At 60.6% G+C, this 26440-nt stretch carries 24 protein-coding genes and 1 pseudogene; 14 read left to right on the top strand and 11 right to left on the bottom strand.

Features of this window, described 5'->3' with window-relative positions:
- Nucleotides 1–145 precede the first annotated feature (145 nt).
- From BLP82_RS04200 to BLP82_RS04185, 5 genes and pseudogenes are all read right to left on the bottom strand, one after another.
- On the bottom strand, nucleotides 146–841 hold the full coding sequence (locus BLP82_RS04200; protein WP_092165570.1) for a tRNA (adenine(22)-N(1))-methyltransferase: 696 nt from the start codon (nucleotides 839–841) through the stop codon (nucleotides 146–148).
- Between the two features lie 15 nt (nucleotides 842–856).
- Nucleotides 857–1783, bottom strand: coding sequence for a Gfo/Idh/MocA family protein (locus BLP82_RS04195; protein ID WP_092165568.1), 927 nt, complete (start codon nucleotides 1781–1783; stop codon nucleotides 857–859).
- Between the two features lie 118 nt (nucleotides 1784–1901).
- Nucleotides 1902–2696: a DeoR/GlpR family DNA-binding transcription regulator gene (locus BLP82_RS04190; protein ID WP_092165566.1), complete on the bottom strand. Its 795-nt coding sequence runs from the start codon at nucleotides 2694–2696 to the stop codon at nucleotides 1902–1904.
- 111 nt (nucleotides 2697–2807) lie between these two features.
- Nucleotides 2808–2948, bottom strand: a pseudogene (locus BLP82_RS31950) (aldo/keto reductase); the annotation flags it as partial.
- A 247-nt stretch (nucleotides 2949–3195) separates the two neighbouring features.
- Nucleotides 3196–3948, bottom strand: a complete 753-nt coding sequence (locus BLP82_RS04185; RefSeq protein ID WP_092165564.1) for an SDR family oxidoreductase — start codon at nucleotides 3946–3948, stop codon at nucleotides 3196–3198.
- Between the two features lie 124 nt (nucleotides 3949–4072).
- Between BLP82_RS04185 and BLP82_RS04180 the strand changes: the two genes are divergently transcribed.
- Nucleotides 4073–4981: a LysR family transcriptional regulator gene (locus tag BLP82_RS04180; protein WP_092165651.1), complete on the top strand. Its 909-nt coding sequence runs from the start codon at nucleotides 4073–4075 to the stop codon at nucleotides 4979–4981.
- A gap of 181 nt (nucleotides 4982–5162) precedes the next feature.
- On the opposite strand, the gene BLP82_RS04175 is transcribed toward BLP82_RS04180, so the two are convergent.
- Nucleotides 5163–5504, bottom strand: coding sequence for a hypothetical protein (locus tag BLP82_RS04175; protein WP_092165562.1), 342 nt, complete (start codon nucleotides 5502–5504; stop codon nucleotides 5163–5165).
- Between the two features lie 153 nt (nucleotides 5505–5657).
- Here BLP82_RS04175 and BLP82_RS04170 point away from each other — a divergent pair, with 153 nt between their 5' ends.
- Nucleotides 5658–5897, top strand: a complete 240-nt coding sequence (locus tag BLP82_RS04170) for a hypothetical protein (protein ID WP_092165560.1) — start codon at nucleotides 5658–5660, stop codon at nucleotides 5895–5897.
- Between the two features lie 30 nt (nucleotides 5898–5927).
- Here BLP82_RS04170 and BLP82_RS04165 read toward each other — a convergent pair whose 3' ends face one another.
- The 4 genes from BLP82_RS04165 to BLP82_RS04150 all read right to left on the bottom strand — a co-directional run bounded on the left by BLP82_RS04165 (nucleotide 5928) and on the right by BLP82_RS04150 (nucleotide 9869).
- The gene (locus tag BLP82_RS04165; protein WP_092165558.1) at nucleotides 5928–6863 is read right to left on the bottom strand and encodes a hypothetical protein; all 936 of its coding nucleotides are present in this window, start codon (nucleotides 6861–6863) and stop codon (nucleotides 5928–5930) included.
- A gap of 115 nt (nucleotides 6864–6978) precedes the next feature.
- Entirely contained in the window at nucleotides 6979–7473 is a 495-nt protein-coding gene (locus tag BLP82_RS04160) for a DUF2269 family protein (protein WP_092165556.1), read from the bottom strand.
- 2 nt (nucleotides 7474–7475) lie between these two features.
- Complete coding sequence (locus BLP82_RS04155) at nucleotides 7476–8603, bottom strand: saccharopine dehydrogenase family protein (protein ID WP_092165554.1); 1128 nt, start codon at nucleotides 8601–8603, stop codon at nucleotides 7476–7478.
- 78 nt (nucleotides 8604–8681) lie between these two features.
- On the bottom strand, nucleotides 8682–9869 hold the full coding sequence (locus BLP82_RS04150; RefSeq protein WP_092165552.1) for a XylR family transcriptional regulator: 1188 nt from the start codon (nucleotides 9867–9869) through the stop codon (nucleotides 8682–8684).
- A 155-nt stretch (nucleotides 9870–10024) separates the two neighbouring features.
- Here BLP82_RS04150 and xylA point away from each other — a divergent pair, with 155 nt between their 5' ends.
- The 7 genes from xylA (at nucleotide 10025) to BLP82_RS04115 (ending at nucleotide 18803) form a co-directional block, all read left to right on the top strand.
- On the top strand, nucleotides 10025–11341 hold the full coding sequence (gene xylA / locus BLP82_RS04145) for a xylose isomerase (protein WP_092165550.1): 1317 nt from the start codon (nucleotides 10025–10027) through the stop codon (nucleotides 11339–11341).
- A 206-nt stretch (nucleotides 11342–11547) separates the two neighbouring features.
- On the top strand, nucleotides 11548–12549 hold the full coding sequence (gene xylF / locus BLP82_RS04140; protein ID WP_092165548.1) for a D-xylose ABC transporter substrate-binding protein: 1002 nt from the start codon (nucleotides 11548–11550) through the stop codon (nucleotides 12547–12549).
- A 176-nt stretch (nucleotides 12550–12725) separates the two neighbouring features.
- Nucleotides 12726–14282: a D-xylose ABC transporter ATP-binding protein gene (xylG, locus tag BLP82_RS04135; RefSeq protein ID WP_092165546.1), complete on the top strand. Its 1557-nt coding sequence runs from the start codon at nucleotides 12726–12728 to the stop codon at nucleotides 14280–14282.
- Nucleotides 14283–15419 carry a sugar ABC transporter permease gene (locus BLP82_RS04130; protein WP_092165544.1) on the top strand — a complete coding sequence of 379 codons (1137 nt, stop codon included), beginning with the start codon at nucleotides 14283–14285 and terminating at the stop codon, nucleotides 15417–15419.
- Nucleotides 15420–15658: 239 nt separating this feature from the next.
- Nucleotides 15659–16588: a hypothetical protein gene (locus tag BLP82_RS04125; protein ID WP_092165542.1), complete on the top strand. Its 930-nt coding sequence runs from the start codon at nucleotides 15659–15661 to the stop codon at nucleotides 16586–16588.
- Nucleotides 16589–16694: 106 nt separating this feature from the next.
- Nucleotides 16695–17834, top strand: a complete 1140-nt coding sequence (locus tag BLP82_RS04120; protein WP_092165540.1) for an epoxide hydrolase family protein — start codon at nucleotides 16695–16697, stop codon at nucleotides 17832–17834.
- 693 nt (nucleotides 17835–18527) lie between these two features.
- Entirely contained in the window at nucleotides 18528–18803 is a 276-nt protein-coding gene (locus BLP82_RS04115) for a fructose-bisphosphate aldolase (RefSeq protein ID WP_092165539.1), read from the top strand.
- Nucleotides 18804–18916: 113 nt separating this feature from the next.
- Here the strand turns inward: BLP82_RS04115 and BLP82_RS04110 are convergent, their stop codons facing one another.
- Entirely contained in the window at nucleotides 18917–20473 is a 1557-nt protein-coding gene (locus BLP82_RS04110) for a carbohydrate porin (protein WP_092165538.1), read from the bottom strand.
- A 170-nt stretch (nucleotides 20474–20643) separates the two neighbouring features.
- Between BLP82_RS04110 and BLP82_RS04105 the strand changes: the two genes are divergently transcribed.
- Genes BLP82_RS04105 through BLP82_RS04085 form a run of 5 tightly spaced genes read left to right on the top strand, consistent with a single transcriptional unit; the run spans nucleotide 20644 to nucleotide 26411 of the window.
- Entirely contained in the window at nucleotides 20644–21918 is a 1275-nt protein-coding gene (locus BLP82_RS04105) for an ABC transporter substrate-binding protein (RefSeq protein WP_092165537.1), read from the top strand.
- 21 nt (nucleotides 21919–21939) lie between these two features.
- Nucleotides 21940–22902: a carbohydrate ABC transporter permease gene (locus tag BLP82_RS04100; RefSeq protein WP_092165536.1), complete on the top strand. Its 963-nt coding sequence runs from the start codon at nucleotides 21940–21942 to the stop codon at nucleotides 22900–22902.
- Nucleotides 22899–23741, top strand: a complete 843-nt coding sequence (locus BLP82_RS04095) for a carbohydrate ABC transporter permease (RefSeq protein ID WP_092165535.1) — start codon at nucleotides 22899–22901, stop codon at nucleotides 23739–23741. The genes BLP82_RS04100 and BLP82_RS04095 overlap by 4 nt, the downstream gene beginning before the upstream one ends.
- A gap of 31 nt (nucleotides 23742–23772) precedes the next feature.
- Nucleotides 23773–24912 carry an ABC transporter ATP-binding protein gene (locus BLP82_RS04090; protein WP_092165534.1) on the top strand — a complete coding sequence of 380 codons (1140 nt, stop codon included), beginning with the start codon at nucleotides 23773–23775 and terminating at the stop codon, nucleotides 24910–24912.
- A complete protein-coding gene (locus BLP82_RS04085) occupies nucleotides 24909–26411 on the top strand; it encodes a glycoside hydrolase family 32 protein (protein ID WP_170842264.1) in 1503 nt (500 codons plus the stop codon). Before BLP82_RS04090 ends, BLP82_RS04085 begins: the two co-directional genes overlap by 4 nt.
- Nucleotides 26412–26440: the final 29 nt, after the last annotated feature.

Raw genomic sequence — 26440 nt, 5'->3', positions numbered from 1 at the left:
CGGAGAAGGCGGCAGTTCTCGAATCAGTGAAGTCACTGATGGCCTCATCGCGAGCAAGCTCGCTCCCGCAAAAGGGACTTGCGCAACTCCCTGTGGGAGCGAGCTTGCTCGCGATGACGTCCCACACATCCAACCTCAATGCAACTCAAGCCAACAGCGCACTGATCCACCGGACCTGCCGGGCAATGTCTTGCCGCTTCTCTTCGGGCACGGCTTGCCGCGCCTTGGCGAAGCTGGCGAGGGTCTTTTGTTTCTGGCGCAACAAGCGTTGCCACTTGGCCAGGAAGGTCGGCGTTCGCGCGTGCATCTGCAGCGGGCCGAAGTACAGCTCCTCGGCGGTGTACGTCACGGGCCCGGCGCGCTCGGCGACGATGATCTCGTAGTAGAAGCGGTTTTCCCGCAGCACTTCCTCGCAAAGGATGCGGTAGCCGTTTTCCATCAGCCATTGGCGCAGCGGTTGTTCGCCGCCGTTGGGTTGCAGAATCAGCCGCTCGCGCCCGCTCAGCCGTGCTTTACCGCTGTCGAGGATGTCGCGGATCGTCTCGCCGCCCATGCCGCAGAGGCTGATCGCGGTGATCCCGTCTTCCGGCTCGATTGCCGCCAAGCCATTGGCCAGGCGCACACTGATGCGCTGCTCCAGGCCATTCTCGCCCACGGTGCGTTCGGCGGCGCGCAAGGGTGTCAACGCCACCTCGCCGGCCACCGCCGTCGCAATGACGCCACGACGCAACAAGGCCACCGGCAGGTAAGCGTGATCCGAGCCGATATCGGCCAGGTGCGCCCCTGCCGGCATATGCGCCGCCACGCGCTCCAGGCGCATGGACAATGTCTGTTCGTTCAACTGCAGTTCCCTGGTTTAATCGTAGAACGGCTCGACCGCCGTCCGACTGCCGACAAAGAAGCTATCCGCGACCAACCGCAGTGGCTGCAGGTCCATGTCGCTGGCCTTGTCGTTGATCAATTGCTGAAAATGTCGATACACCGCGGCGTACTCGCCCTCCTCGGACACGGCCTGGCGCACGCCGTCGATGCTCAACAGCGCGCCGCCGTTGTCCAGGCGCAGGACGCCTTCGGCGCAGCGAATCTCGATGCTCCAGAGCTCGTCATGGCCATGGTCGAAATCGAATTCCGCCCGGATATCGAGATGGCGCGCGTCGGCCATCTTGATGCTGGCGGCAATCGGCGACTGGCAGTTGTCCGGCACACGCAACTCGGCGGCCTCCACGAACAACGGCAGCGCCAACAGATGAGTCGCAATCGACAACGCGTTGATGCCGGGATCGAAGACCCCCAGGCCACCGGGTTGCCAGATCCACGCCTGGCCGGGGTGCCACTTGCGCACGTCTTCTTTCCAATCGATCTGCACGCTGTGCAAGGTGCGACTGGCCAGCCAGTCACGGGCGACCGCGATACCCGGGGCGTAACGGGAATGCCAGGCGAACAGGCCGCTGACGCCTTGCTCGCGAACCTGCTCCACCAAGGCCATGGCTTCACCCAACGTGGCGCACGGCGGCTTTTCCACCAGAACGTGTTTACCGGCCGCCAGCGCCTGTTGCACCAGGGCGAATCGGCCTTGCGGCGGTGTGCAAAACGCAATCGCATCGACGTGCGGGCCGTTTTCGAGCAGCTCGCCCAGGGATCGGAAGTTCTCCACCCCGGCGCAGGGCTGCCCTTGCGTGGCGACCGCCACCAGTTGGAACGCGGGGTTGGCGAGGATGGCTGGAACGTGTTGATCCTGGGCAATCTTGCCGTAGCCCACCAGGCCGAGACGAATCGGTTGCATCGATGACTCCTGATTTTTTGTACTTGTGATCGGCCAGCAAACTAGACGCAAATCGCCTGGCGGACAATGGGGGCTGCGCAGTATCTACCCAATTGCCCAGCCCTGCGCCGCAAAGGCATCAGCTACGCCGCTGCTCACGGACACTCGTCACGACGTTGGTCACCCGCCCGTAAAAGGGCTCCAGCCGCTCACGTGGCGCATCGTGCTCCACCACCAGGGCGGCAACCTCCTCACAAGAGACCACCTGATAATGAGCAACGCTGGACAGCTTTTCGTTGGTCACCGCGGTAATCACTTGCCCACTCGCCGCCACCACTGCGCGCTTGAACTCTGCGTCCTCCAGGCCGAATGCCGTGACCCCATTGTCTGGATCGATGGCGCAGGCGCCCAGAAAACACACGTCATAACTGAACTGGCGCAATTGCTCCACCGCCGTCAGCCCGATCACACCACCGGCGATGGGGTTCAAGCGCCCCCCCAGGAGGATGACTTCGGCACGGGGCAGTTTCATCAACTGCACCGCAATCAATGGCGAATTGGTGGAGAGGGTCAACTGAAGGCTTGGATCGATGGCGCCAGCAATCGCCAGGTTGGTCGAACCAGCATCGATGAACACGTGCTGGCCCGCGCGCAGCAAGGCAGCGGCCGCTTGGCCGAGGCTGCCCTTGCGTGCCGGGTCTTTACGCACGCGTACATCCAGCGACCCTTCGGCAGCCGGCACAAGTATTGCACCGCCATAAACACGCTTGCATAACCCCGCCGCTGCCAATACCCCCAGGTCACGCCGGATCGAGTGTTCGGACACATTGAATTCGCTGGCCAGGTCCGCCGCGATCACCCGGCCATACCGGGCGAGACGCTGGCTGATCAATTGCTGGCGTTCACCGGGGAACGCTTCGTGGGGAGAAGTCATGAGATACAACCTGCATAAACGAGCACTAATGATCATCAACGAGCAGATAGTGCCGGTTATGCAGCGAAGCGTCAAACCCGCTCATTCAGCGGGCGCCTGCACGATAAACGGTCAAGCGTTCCCTGGAACATTCGTGCCCATGCCCACAGGCAGGAAGGGTCGAATTTCTTCGATCTCCTCGGCACTGAGGCGCAGCTGCGCGCCGGCAATCAGCCCGTCGACCTGCCTGGGGCACGGGGCCCCGACGATGGCCGGAAAAATAAAGCGTGTGTCCTGCGATGGGGGGACACCAGTCTTCCAGCACTGTCACCAAGGTGCCCGCGCGCAGAGCATCTATCACAGGTTGATCAAGCGGAAACAGCGGCAGAAGCTTCCCACGTACCGCTGTTTGCACAGTCTGGATTGGACTCGTTCGTCGCCAAGTGCTGAGGCGGGCGTTCAGTACCTGATTAACTCAGCCCAGGCGATGTTGCATTCGCGCAATTGCTGAGCTGCGCGCTTAGCCATTCAGCAGGCGGCCGCCGTCAAGGACGATTTCAGAGCCAACCGTCCAGCGCGACTCGTCGGATGCCAGGTACAGCACTGCTTTGGCCACCTCATCGGAGGTACCGAAGCGCCCAAGCGGAATGGTTGCCGCGATCTCTTTGTTAAGCTGCTCGCGATAAGCTTCTGGAATGCCGAGTTTGTCGTAAAGCGGAGTCTCGACGGGGCCAGGGCTCACTGCGTTGACACGGATGCCACGGCCCAGCAATTCGGTCGAGAGCGTCTTCGACATGTTCAGCAATGCGGCCTTCGTTGCGGCATACACGGACGAGCGATCTGCCCCTGCATGCGCGCTTACGGAAGTAGTCAGCACTACGGAAGCAGGATTTGCGAAGACCGGCAACAGCGCCTGCATCAGGAAGTACGGCCCTTTGACGTTGATGTCGAAAGAGCGGTCGAACATGTCTTCCGTCCATTCCTCAATGGGCAGCCAGACGGATACGCCGGCATTGAGGAAGGCAACGTCGAGTTGACCGTAGTGTTCCTTGATGGCTTGTGCCAGCTCCTTTTGTGCTGAAACGCTGGCCGAATCGGCGCGCAGCACCGGCACTTCCGGGCCCAATTCAGCCTGGGCCTTTGCAATCGAATCGGGGTTGACACCCGTAACGATCACGCGAGCACCCTCCGCCAGGAACTGCTTTGCCGTTTCCAGCCCGATGCCACTGGTGCCGCCAGTGATGAGCGTACGTTTACCTTGCAAGCGCGACATTTGAATTCTCCGGTGAATGACCACTGCGGTCGATATGGAGAAATATGCGCTCATGCCCCGTATCGGAGAAGACTGCCTATTCGTATATGATTCATGCAAATCAGGCATGAATCGAGGTGGAGAAGTGGACCGATTTCTTTTGATGACATGCTTCGCGCGTGCTGTAGAAACGGGGAGCTTTTCGGCGGCAGCGCGCGATCTAGGGCTGGGGCAACCCAATGTAAGCCGCTATGTAGCGGCTCTGGAGGATCATTTGCAGACGCGCTTGCTCCACCGATCTACGCGCAAGCTATCCTTGACGCCGGAAGGCGAACGCTACTATGCGGACATCCGGCGCATCCTGGATGCGGTGGATGAATCCGAATCGTCATTCAGGAACAACGTCGAGCCATCGGGACTCTTGCGCGTAGCCTGTCCGACAGCTCTCGCACACGCGTTTGTGCTGCCGCATGTGCCGGCCTTCTTGGAGCGCTACCCTCAATTGAACCTGGATCTCCAACTCAACGATCGATACGTAGACCTCGTCAATGAAGGCACCGAACTCGCCATTCGCATAGGACAGCTGGAGGACAGCACCTTGCGCGCCCGGCGTCTTGGATGGTACGACCGGGTCTTCGTCGCCAGCAAGGACTACTTGGCTAAACGCGGAGTTCCGCAGACCCCGGATGATCTACGCGACCACGATTGCATCATCTACACCTTACTGTCGTCCGGGGCGACCTGGCGATTCCGGGACGCGGACATTCCGATTGCCGGCAGGCTCAGGGTCAACTCGCCCGACGCTGTCAGTGCGGCGGTCGTGGCAGGCCTGGGTGTGGCGCATGGACCTGCGTGGCTGTTTGAGGATGGGCTGAACAGCGGGAGATTACAGTTCATTCTCACCGACCATGCAGCTCCTCCTGTCCCCGTGCAGATGGTTTATGTCGCCAATAGACTGCTCCCCACGCGGGCTATCGTGTTCATGGATTTCATGGCTGACGTGTTTTCAAAGATTCCAGCCTTGAACGGCAGCACCCCTTTGCCGACGCTATAAGACAAGACGACAAAACGTGCCCCCTCACGCTCTTGCCTAAGGCTACGCTGACCGGGCCGAAATACCGGGCTGGAGTCATCGTCAAACAAAAAAAGCCCCGCGACCGAGGACGGTGCGGGGCAAGGGAATTGGTTGGTTGCGGCCAACCAAAGGAGCACGGTGAAAAGCGTTTACGGGCCGGTCAGATGCATTCCTGTGCGGCGCGCTCGAAACTCGAAGGCAGGAGGTTGGAGGCCAGCAAGTGCCGCTCGTAGATGAATACCTTGCCACCGTTGCCGGCCTTGTAGGCTTCCAGCACATTGTCCGCCGAGACTTTGCTCGGCACCACGATGCGGTAGCTGCGCTGGGTCTGCGAGACCAGCGGGTTCAAGCCATTGCCCTGCAATTTCGGTACGACGCATTCGGCGTATTGGGCCGGCGTCTTGCTGGTCTGCAAGGTCAGGGTCGGATCGTTCGGTGCCGAGGCACAACCGGCCAGCAACAATGGGGAAAACGCCAGGGGAAGCAAAAATAAACGGCGCATGGGTCATGGGTCCTGAAAATAAAAATACGGGGCTGCGTGTTCGATGGCGCTGATTTTCCAATGATTGCCGGCAAAGCAGAACTTGCATTTGGTAATGGTCACTATTACTCCTAGCAATAGTTGCAAGCCGAGAAAGATTGATGAGGCCTATCCATGAGAACGTTTGACCTGATTCGCGACGCGGTATTGCCCGACTTCCGTGAGCGGGTGGCTGACTATCTGATCCAGTACGAAAGCGTGCTGTTGGGCAACACGGAACCCGACCCGGAGCTCAAGCGGGCCACGGCCAATCAACTGCGCGGTTATCTGCGCGGATTGAATACCACTCGGGTATTGGGCATGGCGGATTGGGAGGAGCTGGATCGGCGGGTGGTGGACACCTGGCTTCAGTGACCGGCCGGACATTCCGGGAATGTGTTCGATTCAGGGTGTCGAGGGCGATTGCTCCCGCCGGGCTGGGCTGCGATCGCTCGCCGGCTGCGGCCCGACACTGGCTTGCGCCCTGTCCACCAGCCGTTGCACCCAGGCGGCGTCCTGGTCATTGACCACCCCATAGCGGTTCGGCGGTAAAAACTTCCAGTGATGGGCGGCCTCCTCCAAACGCTTGAGTTCATCGGCAGACATCCAGTACGGCGTATCCACCAATGGCATCGGCGCACCGTCGAAACGCAGGCCCAACTGCAGGTTCGTGCCGGGGGCGAAAGCAATCGCCAGTTGCTGCTGGGGTTGCAGCAGCTTGTCCGGCGCCGGCATTTGCCCTACTCGCCCGTAGCTGAAGTCACCTGAAAACTGCTCCTTGAGCACCAGCCAGTACCCCGCCGCGGTCTTGCCCAGAATCCATTGCGACACACCGCTGTCTTGCACGCATTTCAGCTTGCCATCGGTCCATTGCATGAGGGTGTTGCAGTCCGGATCATAGTCGTTGGACCACAGGCTGATGCCGCGGATGAGGGTGTGGTGTTCGAGTTCGACCAGCCCTTGATCGGGCATCGACTGCCAATACCGCTTGGTCGGGTCGCGCTTATCGCGTAAGTAGTTATGCAGGCCCCAGGCAGCCATGAACAGCAAAGTGACGAGCACAAGCCAGCCAAGGGAATCCCCCACGATCCGGTCAAGGTCGACGCCTGGGGCGGATAACCCCTGATAAACCAACAGCCCCAGCAAAAACGCGATGCCCGGCAACACCGGGCCCAGGCACAACGGCGGCACCAGCACCATGATCCAGCTGAAGCGATGCATGGTCGCACGCTCACGCGCCCAGGCCTGCTCCTGAGCAAGCATCGGCGCCCGCTCCCGAGGGCCGATGTCAGGATCGGGCGTCTGGAAACGCATGTACAGGGTGTAGGTGTCATCGCTCATGGATCGGATCATGCCCTTGAAGTCATCGTGTTAGACACACATTCATCCCCATCGCCCAAACTCGCCCCCTTGCTCAGCCAGGCGAGACAATGGTCCCGGTGCAACGGATCGATATTTAGACCAGGAGTCGCTCGACCCACTGCTGTGGCGTCATCTTCGTCACCATGATCAGCACAATGACAAACATCCCCAAAAAGCCCAGAACCCCCATCCAGAACCACTTTCGATACACGGTTGAGTATCGATCTTCGAGCGTGCGTCCATCCCTCGCCGCGCTCGACGCCATCACGTACAAGCGCTTCTGGAACACCAGCACAGGCAGCCACAACGCCCCCACGCACAGGAAAATGATCAACGACGTCATGATCCATTCCGTGGTCAGAGGAAATCCGGCCAGTCTCGTTAGTAGGTAACCCGTCACTATCTGAATGAAACCCGCCGGCGTGGTAATCCAGGTATCGAACCGGACGACCGTCCTGGCCACATGGGCAATGACCTGCGGATTGGCGGTGCGGCTGGCGGCGATCAGGTAGAGGTAGGATCCCATGCCGAAGCCGAACAGGAAAATGGCAGCGATCACATGGATGTACTTCAAGCACAGATAGAGCATGGTCAACCCTGCCCGTCAGAGAAATGCACGGACAGGCTGAGGTTTTGCGGATCGTTGATGGCGGCCATGTATTCGTCGACGGTGATTTCACCCACACAGGCCCGAGCGCCGGGTTCGGGCAGATACCCTTGGGCAACTTTTGCCGCCAAGGCAACGGCTGCACAGCTGGGAATTTCCGGCCCTTTGTCGTTCATGGCGGTGAGCTGCACGTTCAACGACAGCGGCTCGCCATCGGCACCGATGCCATGGACATCGATGTACATTGCGCTTTTGCCATCGCCAAATCGTTCGAACCAGAGCCCCCACCGATGAAGCCTGGCCGCCCAAGGGAGATGGTCGTGCACCAGCCCCATCCTCATTGCCTGGGCCAGCATGTAGTTGGCAATACCGCCGAGCTTCAGGCCTGCGCCGGCCTTGAAGCTCAGGTTCTGGGCACCATAGCGGCTGGCGAAGATATCCATGTCCGGCACGTCGACATTGGCCAGTACCCGGGTGCCCATGTAGCGCATTCTGCGAAGCGTCAGGTCCTGCCATCCCAGAACCTCATGCACCCGGCCATTCCTGAGTTGCCTGATCGGCTTACCCGCATAGGCGAGAACGCCTTCGACGGTGGACAACCCCGGCATTTTGGCCGAAGAGGAAATACCATGCTCGATCGTGTCGATGCGTTTAAAGCGATGCCGCTGCTGATCGATGAGGGCGGCCGAGAGCGTCGGCACTGAGCTGCAACCACTGAGGATCGCCACGCCTGCCTGTTTTGCCCGGGTGTCGAGTGCGCCAATGCCGGTGACGAAGGCTCTGCTATCCGACAAGTCGCAGTAATTCACGCCGGCGTCGATGCAGCTCTCGGCGACGGCATAGGATTGCCCTTGAAAGGGGCCGCCGGTATGGATGACCCATTGGATGTTCATCAAGCCAAGGACAGATTTGAAGCCTGGGCCCATGGCGTCGCCGCACCAACTTTCACATACCGTGCCCGATCGGGCGTTCAACTCATCGACTTTGCGCTGCAGTTTTTGGGCGTCGCGCCCCGAAATCACCAGCTGTACGCCTGGCATCACCACCAGGTGCCTGGAAACGATACTGCCGAAATTTCCATACCCACCGACCACCATGACCCTGAGCGTCATTCCATCCGTCCCTAAATATTCGATGAAGCCCGCAACCTTGCCACAAGGACGACGCGGTGGTGTACCCCTTGTGGCAGGTCATTGGGTTGCCGCACTTGCCCCCTGCTGATACTCCCGGGGCGTGCAGCCGAATTCGCGGCGAAACACCGTGTGCAGGTATTGCGCCGATTTGAAGCCGCAATTCTGGGCGATGTCGGCAATCGGCGCGTCGGTATTTTCCAGCCCGTTGGCAGCGGCGGTCAGTTTGAAGCGCAGGATTTCATCGTGGACGCTGCAGCCCCGCTCCTTGCGAAAATGCGCTTCCAGCGATGAGCGCGATATGCCTACATAAGCCGCCACCTGGGCCGTCTTGATGCCCTGGCAGGCGTATTGGCGGATGAAGAGCAGTGCCTGCATGACATAAGGGTTTCCCAACGGTTGATGCAGGCTCGACACCTGCACATTGATCGCCTCAGGTGGGATCAGAGTCTGCGTACCCGTGGACGGCATGCCGTGCAGCATTTGGTGGAGCAGGCGTGCGGCGGTCCGGCCCATGGTCTCGGTGCCCTGGATCACCGAGCTCAACGGCACCCGCGTCAGGCTGCGGGTCAGCGGGTCGTTGTCGATACCGATCAACGCCACTTGCTCCGGCACGGCGATCCCGGCGGTCAGGCAGGCTTGCAGCAGTTGCCGGGCGCGGGCGTCGCTGACGGCGATGATGCCGATGGGCTTGGGCAGGCTTTGCAGCCAGGCGATCTGCTGTTCGACGGCGCTGTCCCAGAGCGGTGCGCTGGTACCCATGCCGCGATAGACCTCGGCCGGCAGGCCGTCGCGCTGCACCAGCCGACGAAAGGCCTTCTCCCGTTCCTGGGCCCAGCGATTAGCTTGTGCTTCAGGCAGGCTGAAACAGGCGAAGCGGGTCAGCCCAGCCTCGATCAAGTGTTCGTAGGCCAACCTCATCAACGCGTCATTGTCGGTGGCGACATAGGGGATGCCCTTCGGGTAGGCGCGTTCATCCTGATAGGAACCGCCCACCGCCACCACCGGTAGCTTGATCCCGGCCAGCGCCTCGCCGATCAGCGGGTCGTCGAAGTCGGCAATGATCCCGTCGCCCTGCCAGCGCTCGATGCCTTTCAAGCGGCAGAGAAAATCCTCCTCGAGAAACAAGTCCCAGGACGCACGCGTGCTGCTCAAGTAGTTGCCGATACCGCTGATGATGCCGCGGTCGTAGATCTTGCTGCCGTTGAACAACAGCGCGATGCGGTGAACGGGCGGGACGGTTTTCATTGGTTTAACCCTGTGCCGGTGGACACAGACTAGGCGCGCGGCCGGCGAATCTCAATACTCAAAATCGAACTGCCCGTTGGTGATTTTCATAATCAGCAGCCACGGGGCCGGCGTTAGTATCGAGACACCGCCAAGAATAAAAAGGAAACCCGCACATGCCGTACTTCCCCGGTGTCGACAAGATTCGCTACGAGGGCCCCGCCAGCGATTCGCCGCTTGCCTTCCGTCACTACGACGCCAACAAACTGGTGCTCGGCAAACCCATGCGCGAACACCTGCGCATGGCGGTCTGCTACTGGCACACCTTCGTCTGGCCGGGGTCGGATGTGTTCGGTGCCGGCACGTTCAAGCGCCCATGGCAACATGCCGGGGATCCGATGGAAGTGGCCATCGGCAAGGCCGAAGCGGCCTTCGAGTTCTTCTCCAAGCTGGGCATCGACTACTACTGCTTCCACGACACCGATGTCGCCCCGGAGGGTAGCTCGCTCAAGGAGTACCGCAACCACTTCGCCCAGATGATCGACCACCTGGAACGCCATCAGGAGCAGACCGGGATCAAGCTGCTGTGGGGCACCGCCAACTGCTTCAGCAACCCGCGCTTTGCCGCAGGCGCGGCCAGCAACCCCGATCCGGAAGTGTTCGCCTGCGCCGCCGCCCAAGTGTTCAGCGCCATGAACGCCACCCAACGCCTCAAAGGCGCCAACTACGTACTGTGGGGCGGTCGCGAAGGCTACGAAACCCTGCTCAATACCGATTTGAAACACGAGCGCGAGCAACTGGGCCGGTTCATGCGCATGGTGGTGGAGCACAAGCACAAGATCGGCTTCAAAGGCGACCTGCTGATCGAACCCAAGCCCCAGGAGCCGACCAAGCACCAGTACGATTACGACAGCGCCACGGTGTTCGGCTTCCTGCAACAGTACGGCCTGGAAAACGAGATCAAGGTCAACATCGAAGCCAACCACGCCACCCTCGCCGGGCACAGCTTCCACCACGAGATCGCCACAGCCGTCTCCCTGGGGATCTTCGGCAGCATCGACGCCAACCGCGGCGACCCGCAAAACGGCTGGGACACCGACCAGTTCCCCAACAGCGTCGAAGAAATGACCCTGGCCACCTACGAAATCCTCAAGGCTGGCGGGTTCGGCAATGGCGGGTTCAACTTCGATTCCAAGGTCCGGCGCCAGAGCCTGGACGAGATCGACCTGTTCCACGGCCATGTCGCCGCCATGGACGTCCTCGCCCTCGCCCTGGAGCGCGCGGCAGCCATGGTCCAGAACGATCAGTTGCAACAGTTCAAGGACCAGCGCTACGCAGGCTGGCAGCAACCGTTTGGCAAGGCGGTGCTGGCCGGCGACTTCAGCCTGGAATCGTTGGCCGAGCACGCCTTTAACAACGAGCTCAATCCCCAGGCTGTCAGCGGTCGCCAGGAAATGCTCGAGAACGTGGTCAATCGGTTTATCTACCCCTGACAAATGTGGCGAGGGGATTTATCCCCGCTGGGCTGCGAAGCAGCCCCCCGGAAGAACAAACTGATTTGTTCTGCCCAACCAAAGAGGCCGTTACATTCTCGCGACAAATCTGTGCCCACGGCGCCTCGCAACGCTCTACAGTTCTACCCGGTATCACGCTCATCGTCAGGCAGTGTCTTTCAAACAACAATAAAAGGACGCACTACATGAAAACATTCAAACGTACCCTGCTCGCCGGCGCCCTCGCCCTGCTCTCGCTTCCGGTCATGGCCGATGCGGCCCATCCGAAAATCGGTTTCTCCATCGATGACCTGCGCCTGGAACGCTGGTCGCGGGACCGTGACTACTTCGTCGCAGCGGCGGAAAAACTCGACGCCAAGGTCTTCGTCCAGTCTGCCGATGCCAACGAGCAGAAGCAGATCTCCCAGATCGAAAACCTGATCTCCCGCGGCGTCGATGTGATCGTCATCGTACCGTTCAACGCCACCGTGCTGACCAACGCCGTCGCCGAAGCCAAGAAGGCCGGGATCAAGGTCGTGTCCTACGATCGACTGATCCTCAATGCCGATATCGACGCCTACATTTCCTTCGATAACGAAAAGGTCGGCGAGATGCAGGCTAGTGGCGTGCTGAAAGCCGCGCCCAAGGGCAATTACTTCCTGCTCGGTGGCGCGCCCACGGACAACAACGCCAAGGTCCTGCGCGAAGGCCAGATGAAGGTGCTGCAACCGGCCATCGACAAGGGTGATATCAAGATTGTCGGCCAGCAGTGGGTGAAGGAATGGAACCCCACCGAAGCCTTGAGCATCGTGGAAAACGCCCTGACCCGGAACAACAACAAGATAGATGGCATCGTCGCCTCCAACGACGCCACCGCCGGCGGCGCCATCCAGGCCCTGGCCGCGCAGAAAATGGCCGGCAAGGTGCCGATCTCGGGCCAGGACGCCGACCTCGCGGCGGTCAAGCGCGTGATCGATGGCACCCAGACCATGACCGTCTACAAGCCACTGAAACTGATCGCTTCCGAAGCCGCCAAGCTTTCGGTGCAACTGGCGCGTAACGAGAAACCGGCCTTCAGCTCGCAATACGACAATGGCAGCAAGAAAGTCGACACCATCCTGCTCACCCCCACGCCGTTGACCAAGGACAACATCGACCTGCTGGAAAAAGACGGGTTCTATACCAAGGCGCAGATCGCCGGGCAGTGACACAGCGCTTGGTTAAACACAGTTCCTGTGGGAGCGAGCTTGCTCGCGATGGCGGCAGCCCATCCAAGATGGGTGCAAGCTGAACCTTCGCTATCGCGAGCAAGCTCGCTCCCACAGGGGCTGATTGACTTCAGGGTTCCTGCCTCTGTGTGAGCCCTTTTTCACGAGCCTTCGCCATGTCCGATTACCTGCTGCAAATGAACGGCATCGTCAAAACCTTTGGCGGTGTCAAAGCCCTGAACGGCATCGACATCAAGGTCAGGCCCGGGGAGTGCGTCGGCCTGTGCGGTGAAAACGGCGCGGGCAAATCCACGTTGATGAAAGTGTTGTCGGCGGTCTACCCCTACGGCACCTGGGAAGGCGAGATCATTTGGGCCGGCCAGCCGCTCAAGGCGCAGTCCATCAGCGAAACCGAAGCAGCCGGGATCGTCATCATTCACCAGGAACTGACCCTCGTCCCCGACCTGTCGGTGGCGGAAAACATCTTCATGGGCCACGAGCTGACGCTGCCCGGCGGACGCATGAACTACCCGGCGATGATCCACCGTGCCGAAGCCCTGATGCGTGAACTCAAAGTCCCGGACATGAACGTGTCGCTGCCGGTTTCCCAGTACGGCGGTGGCTACCAGCAATTGGTGGAGATCGCCAAGGCACTGAACAAGAAGGCACGGCTGCTGATCCTCGATGAGCCCTCCTCGGCCCTGACCCGCTCGGAAATCGAGGTGCTGCTGGACATCATCCGCGACCTCAAGGCCAAGGGCGTGGCCTGCGTGTACATCTCCCACAAGCTCGATGAAGTGGCCGCCGTGTGCGACACCATTTCGGTGATCCGCGACGGCAAACACATCGCCACCACCGCCATGACCGACATGGACATTCCGAAGATCATCACCCAGATGGTCGGACGGGAAATGAGCAACCTCTACCCCACCGAGCCCCACGATGTCGGCGAGGTGATTTTCGAGGCGCGCCACGTCACCTGCTACGACGTCGACAACCCCAGGCGAAAACGGGTCGACGACATTTCATTCGTGCTCAAGCGTGGGGAAATCCTGGGTATCGCCGGCCTGGTCGGCGCCGGTCGTACGGAATTGGTATCGGCGCTGTTCGGCGCCTACCCTGGCCGCTATGAAGGCGAAGTCTGGCTGGAAGGCAAGCAGATCGACACGCGCACACCCCTCAAGTCGATCCGCGCCGGCCTGTGCATGGTCCCCGAAGACCGCAAGCGCCAAGGCATCATCCCGGACCTGGGGGTGGGCCAGAACATCACCCTGGCGGTGCTGGACAACTACTCGAAACTGACCCGCATCGACGCCGAAGCCGAACTGGGCAGTATCGACAAGGAAATCGCGCGCATGCACCTCAAGACCGCGAGCCCGTTCCTGCCGATCACCAGCCTCTCCGGCGGCAACCAGCAAAAAGCCGTGCTGGCGAAGATGCTGCTGACCAAACCCCGCGTGCTGATCCTCGACGAACCGACCCGCGGCGTGGATGTCGGTGCCAAGTATGAGATCTACAAATTGATGGGCGCGCTGGCGGCCGAGGGCGTGTCGATCATCATGGTTTCGTCGGAGCTGGCCGAAGTGCTGGGAGTCTCTGACCGCGTCCTGGTAATCGGCGACGGCCAGTTGCGCGGCGACTTCATCAACCACGAACTTACCCAGGAACAAGTGCTCGCCGCCGCACTCAGCCATCCCGACGGCCATAACAATAATGATCGGAAGTCCGCGTAGATGAATCAGGTCAAACAGCTGTTTTCCCGCTACAAAATGCTCGCCCTGGTGATCGCCGTGGCGATCATCTGGCTGTTCTTCAGTTGGCAGACCGACGGCGGGTTCGTGACCCCGCGCAACCTCTCTAACCTGCTGCGGCAGATGTCCATCACCGGGATTCTTGCCTGCGGCATGGTGCTGGTGATCATCAGCGGCGAGATCGACCTGTCGGTGGGCTCGCTACTTGGACTGCTGGGGGGCCTGGCGGCGATCCTCGATGTGGTTTATCACATCCCGCTGCTGGCGAACTTGAGCCTAGTGGCCTTGTGCGGTTTGGTGATTGGCTTGGGCAACGGCTACATGACCGCCTACCTGCGCATTCCGTCGTTCATTGTCGGACTGGGTGGCATGCTCGCGTTTCGCGGCATCCTGCTGGGAGTGACCGGCGGCACCACCATCGCCCCGGTGTCACCGGAACTGGTCTACGTCGGCCAAGGTTATTTGCCGCACACGGTCGGGACCGGGCTTGGCATCCTGCTGTTCGCCCTGACCCTGTTCCTGACCTGGAAACAGCGGCGCAACCGCGCCCTCCATGGCTTGGCGGCTCACTCCCTGGTGCGTGACGTATTGCGCGTGGTGGTGATCGGCGCGGTGCTGGCCGGGTTCGTCTATACCCTCAACAGCTACGACGGCATCCCGGTACCGGTGCTGCTCCTGCTGATCCTGCTGGGGGTGTTCAGCTACGTCACCAGCCAGACCGTGTTCGGCCGGCGGGTCTATTCGGTGGGCAGCAACATGGAAGCCACGCGCCTGTCCGGCATCAACGTGCAAGCGGTGAAGCTGTGGATCTTCGGCATCATGGGCGTGATGTGCGCCCTCGCCGGCGTGGTCAACACCGCACGCCTGGCCGCCGGCTCACCCTCGGCCGGCAACATGGGCGAACTCGACGCCATCGCCGCCTGCTTCATCGGCGGCACCTCCATGCGCGGCGGTTCCGGCACCGTCTACGGCGCCCTCCTCGGCGCGCTGGTGATCACCAGCCTGGACAACGGCATGTCGATGCTCGATGTCGACAGTTATTGGCAGATGATCGTCAAAGGCAGCATTCTGGTGCTGGCGGTGTGGGTGGATGTGAGTACACGGACGGGGCGGCGTTGATCTGAACACGCAACTGTAATTTGAGACACTTTGCTGTTGGGCAGTCTAGTTGTCCAACGCAATCCAAAGCATAGGAAACCAAATCTACCTCTCTTTCCGCTGAGCAAACAGGAACTCGTACCCCACGCCCGAGAATAATGGCACTATGCCTTTCCCTGTGCATTCATGGAGTGACTTTGATGCATCCATGTACCGCGCCGGCAGTGACTCAACACTCCTATTTACGAAAAGGAATTTCAATGAGACGTGGAAAGCCTATCGGCAACAGGGCTGTAATATTCTGGATGCTCGCGACGTTTTCTGTGGTAGGTGATGCCCAAGCCGGCATCTTCAAGTGGATCAAGAACGAGGCGGTCCCCACTATTCAAGGGAAGCGCCCCATCGTTTTGAAGGAATACATCAAAATTTCCTCCGGGGCAGACCAAATCAAACTCGGTGACGACAGCTTGATGATTAAGATGGGAGGTATCACGGTCAAAACTGGACAGCTACGTCTACGCTTGGCTCAAGGTGCTTGTGTCTGGGCTACCGGGGACGTCGTTACATGTGCTCCAGACTTTATCGAGAGACAAATCAAAGTCCTGGCTGACGCTGCTTATGCGGGGACGAAGCCGCCTGCTGTAGAAGCCAACTCAGGGAAACCGAAGCAAAAGGCCAACGCCGTGACTCCGTCAGGTTCTGGGCTGAGCTTTTCAGATTTGGACGGCAGGACCGTTCAATGGGAGCCACAGGACAATTCGGTAGGCTTCGACTTTAGTAATCCAGGTACCGCCTCATCTAATCCACCAAAGCCATCCTTGTTTTTCCATGATCTATATACGCGCCGGGCGAAGGACGCTTCCGGCAAGCCCGAACTCCAGATATTGGGTCGCGCCGATTTGGCCTTCATGGAGGGCAGAGTGGGAGGTATCGCGTGTTATTTCGCTACGGATAAGAGCACCTATATCCTCGACAGCCAAAACAAATACAACGACCCGAATGGCTATGTGACCATCGGCAGCAAAACGGTTCCTGCCAAGCAAATAGAGAACGTACAAATTCAATTGGTAATCCCTTGGGCTGATTTGGAAGTCCCAAATACGGTTGCCCCCAATGCAACGATGTTTACCCAATGCTTCCTGACCCTGGACGGCGAGCAGATGCTCCAGACCGATTGGATTCCGTTCTAAAAGCATTCTGTCTCTGCCTACGTTGCTCAAGGCCGAGCAAACTGACCGATGCAACCCGGCCCCAGCCCCATAGAATGTCGTGAACCCGGCAGTTTGAGACGTAGTCATGCTCATCAAACCCTTCTCCATCGACATCCCCGAACACGCCCTTGAAGACCTGCGGCACCGCCTGAAGCACACCCGGTTACCGGAACCGCTGGCCGGGCAAGGTTGGCGCGAAGGCATGGACATGGAGGTGCTTCGGGAACTGCTTGCCTATTGGTCGGACACGTTCGATTGGCGCGCTCAGGAAGCAGCGTTGAATCGCTTGCCGCAATTTGTTGCCGACATCGGTGGGCAAAGGGTGCACTTCATTCATCAACGGGGTGTCGGGCCGAGTCCGAGACCGTTGATCCTTACCCATGGCTGGCCCGGCTCGTTCATCGAAATGCAGCGCATCATCCCGCTGCTGACGGACCCGGCCAGCCATGGGGGTGATCCTGCGGACGCCTTCGATGTGATGGTGCCGTCGCTGCCCGGCTACACCTTTTCCACACCATTCCAGCAATCCGGCATGGGGCCCTATGAAGTGGCGGGCTTGTGGAGTGAGTTGATGAGCGGGCTGGGTTATGAACGGTTCGGCGTCCAGGGCGGGGACATTGGCGCGGGTGTGTCGACGTGGTTGGGCGTGCGTTTTCCCGAGCGGGTGACGGGCATTCACCTCAACTATATTCCGGGTTCCTATCGCCCTCCCCTTGGCGAAAACGAGCCAGCGCCGACCGAGGCAGAAACGGCCTTCCTGCAACGCGCGGCGGCATTTGCCGATGCCGAAGGCGCCTATGGGCACATTCAGCGAACCAAACCGCAGAGCTTGGCGGTGGGCCTGAATGACTCCCCGGCGGGGCTATTGGCGTGGATGGGGGAAAAGATCCTGTCCTGGTGTGATGACAGCCCCGCCATCGATCGTGAATGGTTACTGACCAATGTGACGCTGTACTGGCTGACGCACTGTATCGGCTCGTCGTTTCGTCAGTATGTGGAAGGCAGCAAGCGGCCATTGCTGTTCAACAGCGGCGAACGTTTGAAGCCACCAGTTGGAGTCGCGCTGTTTCCCAAGGAACTGCCCATGCCACCACGGAGCTGGGTGGAACGTTGCTGCGAGGTGAAACGCTGGACCGTGATGCCTCGGGGTGGTCACTTTGCTGCGTTGGAACAGCCGGAGTTGTTGGCGGAGGATATCAGGGCGTTTTTCCGCGGCTGTCGTTAGAGGGCTCCTGTACCTCCATGTGGCGAGGGGATTTATCCCCGCTGGGCTGCGAAGCAGCCCCAAAACCAGGCACCGCGCTGCAACAGGTGAACCGCGTTGGCCGGTTTACGACTGCTGCGCAGCCGAGCGGGGATAAATCCCCTCGCCACAGGGAACCATGTCACCTGTCCAAATAGGAATGTGAGTTAGCCTCTAGATATGCGCAGTGACGGTGATTGGCCGTCCTAAAATCTCGTAGGAATTTACACCCTGTGGCGAGGGAGCTTGCTCCCGCTGGGCTGCGAAGCGACCCCAACCGGCCGCCGCGTTTCGCCAGACAGACCGCCGGCGCCGGGTTTACGGCGGCTGCGCCACCGAACGGGAGCAAGCTCCCTCGCCACGGGGGTGCGGGGGCGTCCTACAGGTCGGTTGTGGGTACAGGGATCGACTTCTATAGTTGGGTTCGTCGCTGGCTTTGGTCAGTGGCTGGGTTTCGCAGCCCGACAGATACGGTAGCAACCAAGCATCATAAAAGTGACAATGAGCGCCTTTGGCGTTCGACGTCATTGTATGGTGGCTGTGTGTGGGAGATCTTCGGGTCTGCCGGGTTCCTTCGTATCCTCGGTCTGCGAACCCACGCGCAGCTACCACCCATTCGTTTCGCAGCGGATCGAAGTAGCTTTTTCTTGATACGAAGAATGAGTAACTTTTGCCATGAATCAACGCGATCAACGTTTCACACCTCTCACCCAAACCGCCACCACCCACCCCGTCCTGCTGATCGACACCCACGCCCCACTGCCCGAACGCCATGCCTGTGCCAGCGAACGCCTGCACGCGACGCTCGATTACCTGACGCTTGTGGCCTGCACCAGCCTGAGCGACTCGGCAACGAGCGACATCAACACCATCACCAATGTCGCTCGGATCCTGGTGCAGGATGTGGCAGATGTGTTCGGCGTGATCGAGCAGCGCGGGCTCGAAGGCTGAGCCATTGTGGGAGCGAGCCTGCTCGCGATGGCAGCGGCACATCCAACACCTGTCCAGGCTGATCCACCGCTATCGCGAGCAAGCCCGCTCCCACAGGTCTCGACTGGCTGGTGTCAGAACCAGGTTTCCATCTGGAGGCCGTACTGCCAGGTGCCACCGGCGTTAAAGTCCGTCTTGCCGAAGGCGTCTGTGGAGCTGTACCTGTCCAGGTCCGACGACCAGTTCATGACACTGGCGAACAGACGCAGTTCAGGGCGCGTAAGCAGATCGCCCAAGTCGGGTTTGAAGGTCGGGGCCACCGTGAACTTCCAGAAGTTACCGTCAACCGCATTGCGTTGCAGGTAGCCCTTGGGGTCGAGCTGCATGGTTTGCCAACTCATCTCGTAGGCCATCTCGAAATTGCTGTTGATTTCGTTGGCCAAGCGCACGTTCAGGGTCATCCAACGGTAGTCGTCGCCCTTGACGTAGCGATCCTTGCTTCGCTCGGCCAGCAGGCTCGGGCCAATGCGCCAGTCGGAGGCCAGGGGCGTTTCGCCGTACAGCGCCACACGCAGGGCCTGGGCATCGTCGATCAATTCGCCATCGGCGCCGACGTTCTTGACTTCAGCCCCCAACCCCTGCCCATAGAGCAGCGCTGTCTTGAAGAAGCCTTCGCGACCGAAGAAGGTTTTCTGGTGATTGGCGACCATGCTGTGCAAACCGGAATCGGCCGGCGCCAGTCCCGCTTCATTGGTGCGAGTGCCGAAGTCGTTTTTCTTTGAGCCTATGGCGTTGAACATCCACTGCCACTGCCCGCCGTCGAAAAACTGGTTGGACGTCAGGATATAGCTTTCCACATCGGCATTGACCCCGCCCTCACTGAAATCCCCGTAGTTACGCCCGATCAACGAGTAGTTCGAGCGCCAGTCCTTGGTCATCTGCACGTCGTAGATGCCACCCCCGGTGCCGGCCAGATAGACCACGTCGGAGTCCAGCCAGTGGATGTCGAAATTGTCCCTGTCGAAGCGCTTGCCAGCCCACAAGGTGGAATGTTCGAACATCGAGTTGCCCTTGAATGCCGCGAGGTGATCGAGCTCGGTGAACACCTGGCGCACGTTCAGATTGCTTTCCTCGGCAGTCCAGTCGTTGGAGCTTTCTACGCCATCGGCGATGGACACCGTGAATTTGGAGCGGGTGCCGTTCTGCGCGTACAGCTCTTTCGACAGGTCGATGCGCATGTAGGTGTCGTCCTCGTTACCGAGTCGCCCCACGGCACCGCCGACAGAACCGGCCGGGGTGGTGTACGGACCGCCACGCCCGCCACCCAACCCATCGTTGATCAGCAACCCGGAGCGGGCGTAGCCCTTGAAGCTGAAGCCGTCAGTGAGGTGCGCGCTACCGCCCTGCTTTTCCGTGCTTTGCTGGCGGGCTTCGAGTTTTGCCAGGCGGGCATCGAGCGTGGGTGTCGCAACGGCGGGCACGGTCGGTTGCGCGGCGGGGGTGGCGAGTTTGATTTGCTGCAGTTCCCTGGCGAGTGCCTGGGTTTGTTGTTCGGCGGCGGCTGCACGCTTTTCCGCTGCGCTGGCACGGGCTTCGAACGCCGCCATACGCTCTTCCAGAGTCGCGGCCTGAGAGTTGGCCGCCGAGGCGCCGAGCACGCTTGCGAGTAGCCAGCTTGATGCTTTCTGCATGTGGATTTTCCCTGTTTTGTTTTTATTGTTCTGTTGCCGCGACCAGCCTTTTCCGCCCAGGTTCTGAATTGTCAAAGCAGAGGAAAAAAAGGATGCCTCATCGCAAATACGCTGCTACATTTGGCAATGTTAACGTTAACTTTTCTAAAAACAAAAATAAAGAGGGCTTTATGAAACAGCTCAAATCGCTCCTTCCAGCGGCGCTGCTCGGCCTTTGCGTCGGGTTTCCAGCCCTGTCGACTGCCGCCAACCTGACGATTTCCTGTGGTGCCGTGGGTGCCGAATTGCAACTGTGCAAAGAGGCCGTCGAAGCGTGGTCGAAGCAGACCGGCAACAGTGTCGAAGTGGTTTCCACACCTAACTCGGCGACCGAGCGGTTGTCGTTCTACCAACAGATCCTCAGTGCGCAATCCAGCGACATCGACATCATCCAGATCGACATGGTGTGGCCGGGAATGTTGGCCAAACACTTGCTGGACTTGCGCCAGGTGCTTGCGGCCGACGCCACCCAGGGGTATTTCCAGGCCCAGGTGGATAACGCCACGGTGAACGGGCGCCTGGTGACCATGCCGTGGTTCACCGATTCGGGGTTGCTGTATTACCGCAAGGACTTGCTCGAGAAATACAACAAGCCCGTGCCCCAGACCTGGGAAGAAATGACGGCCACCGCCAGGACTGTCCAGCAGGCGGAGCGCGCTGCCGGGAACGCCAATGCCTGGGGTTATATATTCCAAGGACGCGCCTACGAAGGCCTGACGTGCAATGCCCTGGAGTGGATCAGCAGCCAACCGCAAGGCGGGCTGGTCAACGCCCAAGGCGACATCGTGGTCAACAGCCAGGCCTCAAGGGCCGCATTGACCCTGGCCAAAAGCTGGGTAGGAGACATCGCCCCCCGTGGCGTGCTCAATTACACCGAGGAAGAAGGACGCGGCGTCTTCCAGTCGGGCAATGCGCTGTTCATGCGTAACTGGCCCTATGTCTGGGCCCTGGTGCAAAGCCAGGACAGCGCCGTCAAAGACAAGGTCGGCGTCGCACCCCTGCCCCGCGGCGGCGCGATGGGCACTCATGCGTCCACCCTCGGCGGCTGGGGCTTGGCGGTGTCGCGTTACAGCGCCAACCCCAAGCTTGCCGCGGAGCTGGTGAGCTACCTGAGCAGCGCCCAACAACAGAAACATCGTGCCCTGGTCGGCGCCTACAACCCGGTGATCGAGTCGCTCTACCAGGATCCCGAGTTGCTCGCGGCCATGCCTTACTACAGCCAACTGCACAGCATTCTCAACGATGGGGTCATGCGTCCCGCCTCGATCACCGCCGACCGCTATCCACGGGTCTCCAATGCCTTCTTCGATCAAGTGCACGGCGTGCTGGCGGGCGAGCGACCGGTGGATCAGGCCCTGGCCGAGCTGGAAAGCGAACTCACGCGGATCAAACGCCGGAACTGGTAAGCCACAAGGAAGGAAATCACCATGTCTGTCTCCACCACACTCGTCCCCGACGACGAGTACCTGTCCGCCCGGGAAACGCCGGTACAACGCCGTCGCGTTCGCGCCGCCTGGCTGTTCCTGACCCCGATGCTGCTGTGCCTGGCGCTGGTGGCGGCCTGGCCGCTGTTGCGTACATTCTGGTTCAGCCTGACCGACGCCAGCCTCGCCGATACGGGGGATGCAACCTTTGTCGGCTTGAGCAATTATCTGTTCCACAGCAGTGCCGGTTGGTCAGGCCTGCTCGTCGATCCACAGTGGTGGAATGCGGTGCGCAACACCTTGCATTTCACCGTGGTGTCGGTGGGGCTGGAAATCGTCCTGGGGCTGCTGGTGGCGTTGCTGCTCAACGTCCGGTTCAGCGGACGCGCCCTGGTGCGGGCGCTGATCCTGATTCCCTGGGCGATCCCGACCATCGTCTCCGCAAAGATCTGGTCATGGATGCTCAACGACCAGTTCGGCATCATCAATCACCTGATGCTCGGCCTCGGCCTGATCGACGCGCCCCTGGCCTGGACCGCCGACGCGGACCTGTCGATGTGGGCGGTGATCATCGTCGACGTCTGGAAGACCGTGCCTTTCGTCACCCTGCTGATGCTGGCAGCCTTGCAGATGCTGCCCAGCGATTGCTACGAAGCCGCCAGGGTCGACGGCATCCACCCGGTGAAAGTGTTCTGGCGGGTCACGCTGCCGCTGCTGATGCCGGCCTTGCTGGTGGCGGCGATCTTCCGGATCCTCGACTCCCTGCGGGTCTTCGACGTCATCTATGTGTTGACCTCGAACTCGTCGAGCACCATGAGCATGTCGGTCTATGCACGCCAGCACTTGGTGGAATTCCAGGACGTCGGTTATGGCAGCGCCGCCTCGACCTTGCTGTTCCTGGTCGTCGCGGTGATCGCCATGGTTTATCTGTACCTCGGACGCCGTCAGTTGGAGGTCCGCTCATGAGCCCGCGCCTACTGAAAAAAGCCCTGTTGCGCCTCGGGTTCTGGTGCCTGATCGCAATCTTGCTGGTGTATGCGGTCTTCCCTTTCTACTACGCCATCGTAACGTCGCTGAAACCGTCCAGCGCCTTGTTCCAGGTGAGCTACTGGATCGACCACCCCGATTTCTCCAACTATGCCGCCGTGCTCAACCAGGCCTCGTTCCTGCGGGCTATCGGCAACTCGCTGGTGGTTGCGCTGTGCGTGGTCGCGCTGGCGCTGTTCCTCAGCCTGACCGCCGCCTATGCCTTGGGCCGGGTGAAATTTCGCGGACGCGGTCCGGTGTTGATGATGGTCCTGGGCGTCTCGATGTTTCCCCAAGTCGCGGTGCTGTCGGGGCTGTTCGAAGTGATCCGTGCCCTGGGCCTGTACAACACCTCCTGGGCGTTGATCCTGAGCTACACGATTTTCACCCTGCCCTTCACCGTCTGGGTGCTGACCACCTTCATGGGGCAACTGCCTCATGAGCTGGAAGAGGCCGCCATCATGGACGGTGCGTCACCTTGGGTCACGCTGACCCGCGTGCTGTTGCCGCTGCTCTGGCCGGCACTGGTCACCACCGGCCTTCTGGCCTTTATCGCCGCATGGAACGAGTTCCTCTTCGCCCTGACCTTCACCCTGACCGACTCGCAACGCACGGTCCCAGTCGCCATCGCGCTGATTTCCGGCGGCAGTCCCCATGAGCTGCCTTGGGGCCTGTTGATGGCGGCGTCGGTGCTGGTCACGGTGCCCTTGGTGATTCTGGTGCTGATCTTCCAGCGCCGCATTGTTTCCGGCCTCACTGCCGGTGCGTTAAAGGGTTGAGGCCCAACACAGACAAAAAAGGAACAGCATCGTGATCAAGTTGAAGCTGGACAACGTGAACAAACAATTGGGCGGCGCACGCATTCTTCGCGACGTCAGCCTGGAAATCTCGGCAGGCGAATTCGTGGTCTTCGTCGGCCCTTCGGGCTGTGGAAAGTCGACCCTGCTGCGGCTGATCGCCGGGCTGGATTCGATCTGTGGCGGCGACCTGCTGATCGACGGACGCCGGGTCAACGACCTGGAGCCGCGCGAGCGTGGCGTCGGCATGGTGTTCCAGTCCTATGCGCTGTACCCGCACATGAGCGTCTACGACAACATCAGCTTTGGCCTCAAGCTGGCCAAGACCGAAAAGACCAGCCTGCGCGAGCGGGTGCTGAAAACCGCGCAGATCCTGCAATTGGACAAACTGCTGCAACGCAAGCCACGGGAACTGTCGGGCGGCCAACGCCAGCGCGTGGCCATGGGCCGGGCCATGGCGCGGGAGCCGGACATTCTGTTGTTCGACGAGCCACTGTCCAACCTCGACGCGTCCCTGCGCGTGCAGATGCGCAACGAAATCGCCCGGCTGCATGGGCGCTTGGGCTCGACCATGATCTACGTGACCCACGACCAGGTTGAAGCGATGACTCTGGCCGACAAGATTGTCGTGCTCAACGGCGGCCGCATCGAGCAGGTCGGCTCGCCACGGGAACTCTATGAGAGTCCGGCCAGCCGCTTTGTCGCCGGTTTCCTGGGCTCACCCAGGATGAATTTCCTTGCCGCGTTCCTGCATGCGCCAGGCGAAACCAGCCAGGTTGAAAGCCTGGTGTTGGGCATCTCGTCCTTGCCCTTCGACAGCTCGGGCCTGGCCGCGAATGCGCAACTGAGCCTGGGGATTCGTCCGGAACATATTGCCCTCAAGGCGGCCCAGGGAACGGCCGGCATCGTGGTGAGCGGGGTCGAATACCTGGGAAGTGAAACCTATGTGCACCTCGACACCGGCCAGGACGACCCCATGGTCTGTCGTTGTGAGGTCAACGCCGGATGGCGAGTGGGTGATCGGGTCGAACTGCAACTGGATATCAACCATCTGCATGTGTTCGACACACACGGCACGGCGTTGAAACGCCACGCCATCGACCGCCTGCCCGATGACGTCGCCCTGCGCCCGGCCCATGCGGGCGCCCTATGACTTTATCCTTGAATAGCCTGAGCAATCCGATGCCCGCCTCTCTCGAACATGCGCAGCAGGCCCTGCGTGATGGCCTGTCTCGCCTGATCCACGACTATCGACCCGACTATCATCTGGCCCCGCCAACGGGCTGGATGAACGACCCTAACGGGGTGGTGTTTTTTCAGGGCGAGTACCACGTGTTCTACCAACACCACCCCTTCGACGCCAAATGGGGGCCGATGTACTGGGGCCACGCCAAGAGCGCCGACCTGGTTCATTGGCAACATCTGCCCATTGCCCTGGCACCGGGTGACGACTTCGACCGCGACGGCTGTTTTTCCGGTAGCGCGGTGGTGTGTGGCGACACCCTGGCGCTGATCTACACCGGACACACCTGGCTGGGAGAGGTGGGTGACGAACGCCTGATCCGCCAGGTCCAGTGCCTGGCCACCAGTGTCGACGGCGTCCACTTCGTCAAGCATGGCGCCGTTATCGAGGACGCGCCGCAAGCGGCGATCATGCACTTTCGCGACCCCAAGGTCTGGCAGGAGGATGGTTATTGGTACCTGATTGCCGGGGCGCGCCTGGGCGACACGCCGCTGCTGCCGCTGTACCGCTCCACGGACCTGCGCGCCTGGGAATTTCTCGATTACGTGTCCAGGGGCACTGACGGCGACGGCTACATGTGGGAATGCCCGGACCTGTTTCGCCTCGACGGGCGCGACGTACTGCTGTACTCCCCCCAAGGCATGCCAGCGGCGGGTTACGAACGGCTGAACAAGTATCAGACCGGTTATCGCATTGGCCACCTCGACAGCCAATGGCACTTCAGCGGCGGGCCGTTCATCGAGCTGGATAACGGCCACGATTTCTATGCCGCGCAAACCTTGGTGGCCGCTGATGGCCGGCGCTTGGTGTGGGCCTGGCTGGACATGTGGGAAAGCCCGATGCCGAGCCAGGCCCATCACTGGTGCGGCATGCTCGGTTTGCCACGGGAGCTGGAACTGCAGGGCGATCGCCTCGGCGTGTTTCCGGCGCGGGAACTGGTTGCGCTGCGCCAGGCGCCGTTGCCGAGCAGTGCGCCGTGGGGCGAGTCGGGCAGCCGTTGGGTGCCGCAAGTGAGTGGCGACCGACTGGAGCTCCATGTGCATCTGGACCTGCTCGATTGCACCGAAGGTCAGTTGGGCATCGCCTTGCGCTGCAGTGCCGATGAGCAGGAACAGACCCTGCTGTACTACGACGCGTCACTGCGACGCCTGGTGCTCGATCGCAGCCGCTCGGGTGCGCAAGTGAGCGGCCAGCGCAGCGTGCCGATAGAACAGGCGCAAACGCAACTGTATCTGCGGGTGTTTCTCGATCGTTCATCCATCGAGGTGTTTGAACAAAGCGGCCGCTTCAGCCTCAGCAGTCGCCTCTATCCGCGGCCCGACAGCCTCGGGGTGAAGCTGTTGGCGAGCGGGACTGGCGGGCGCGTCGCCATTTCCAACGCCTGGCCCCTGGCCTCGGGTTGGCTGTGAGTCGCGTCATTCGAGTCGCGAGAAGCCCG

The sequence above is a fragment of the Pseudomonas sp. NFACC37-1 genome (genome assembly GCF_900101575.1).
Lineage (GTDB): Bacteria > Pseudomonadota > Gammaproteobacteria > Pseudomonadales > Pseudomonadaceae > Aquipseudomonas > Aquipseudomonas fluorescens_AA.
The sequence above is the reverse complement of the archived record's forward strand: the minus strand, read 5'-3'. Positions and strand labels throughout refer to the sequence as shown.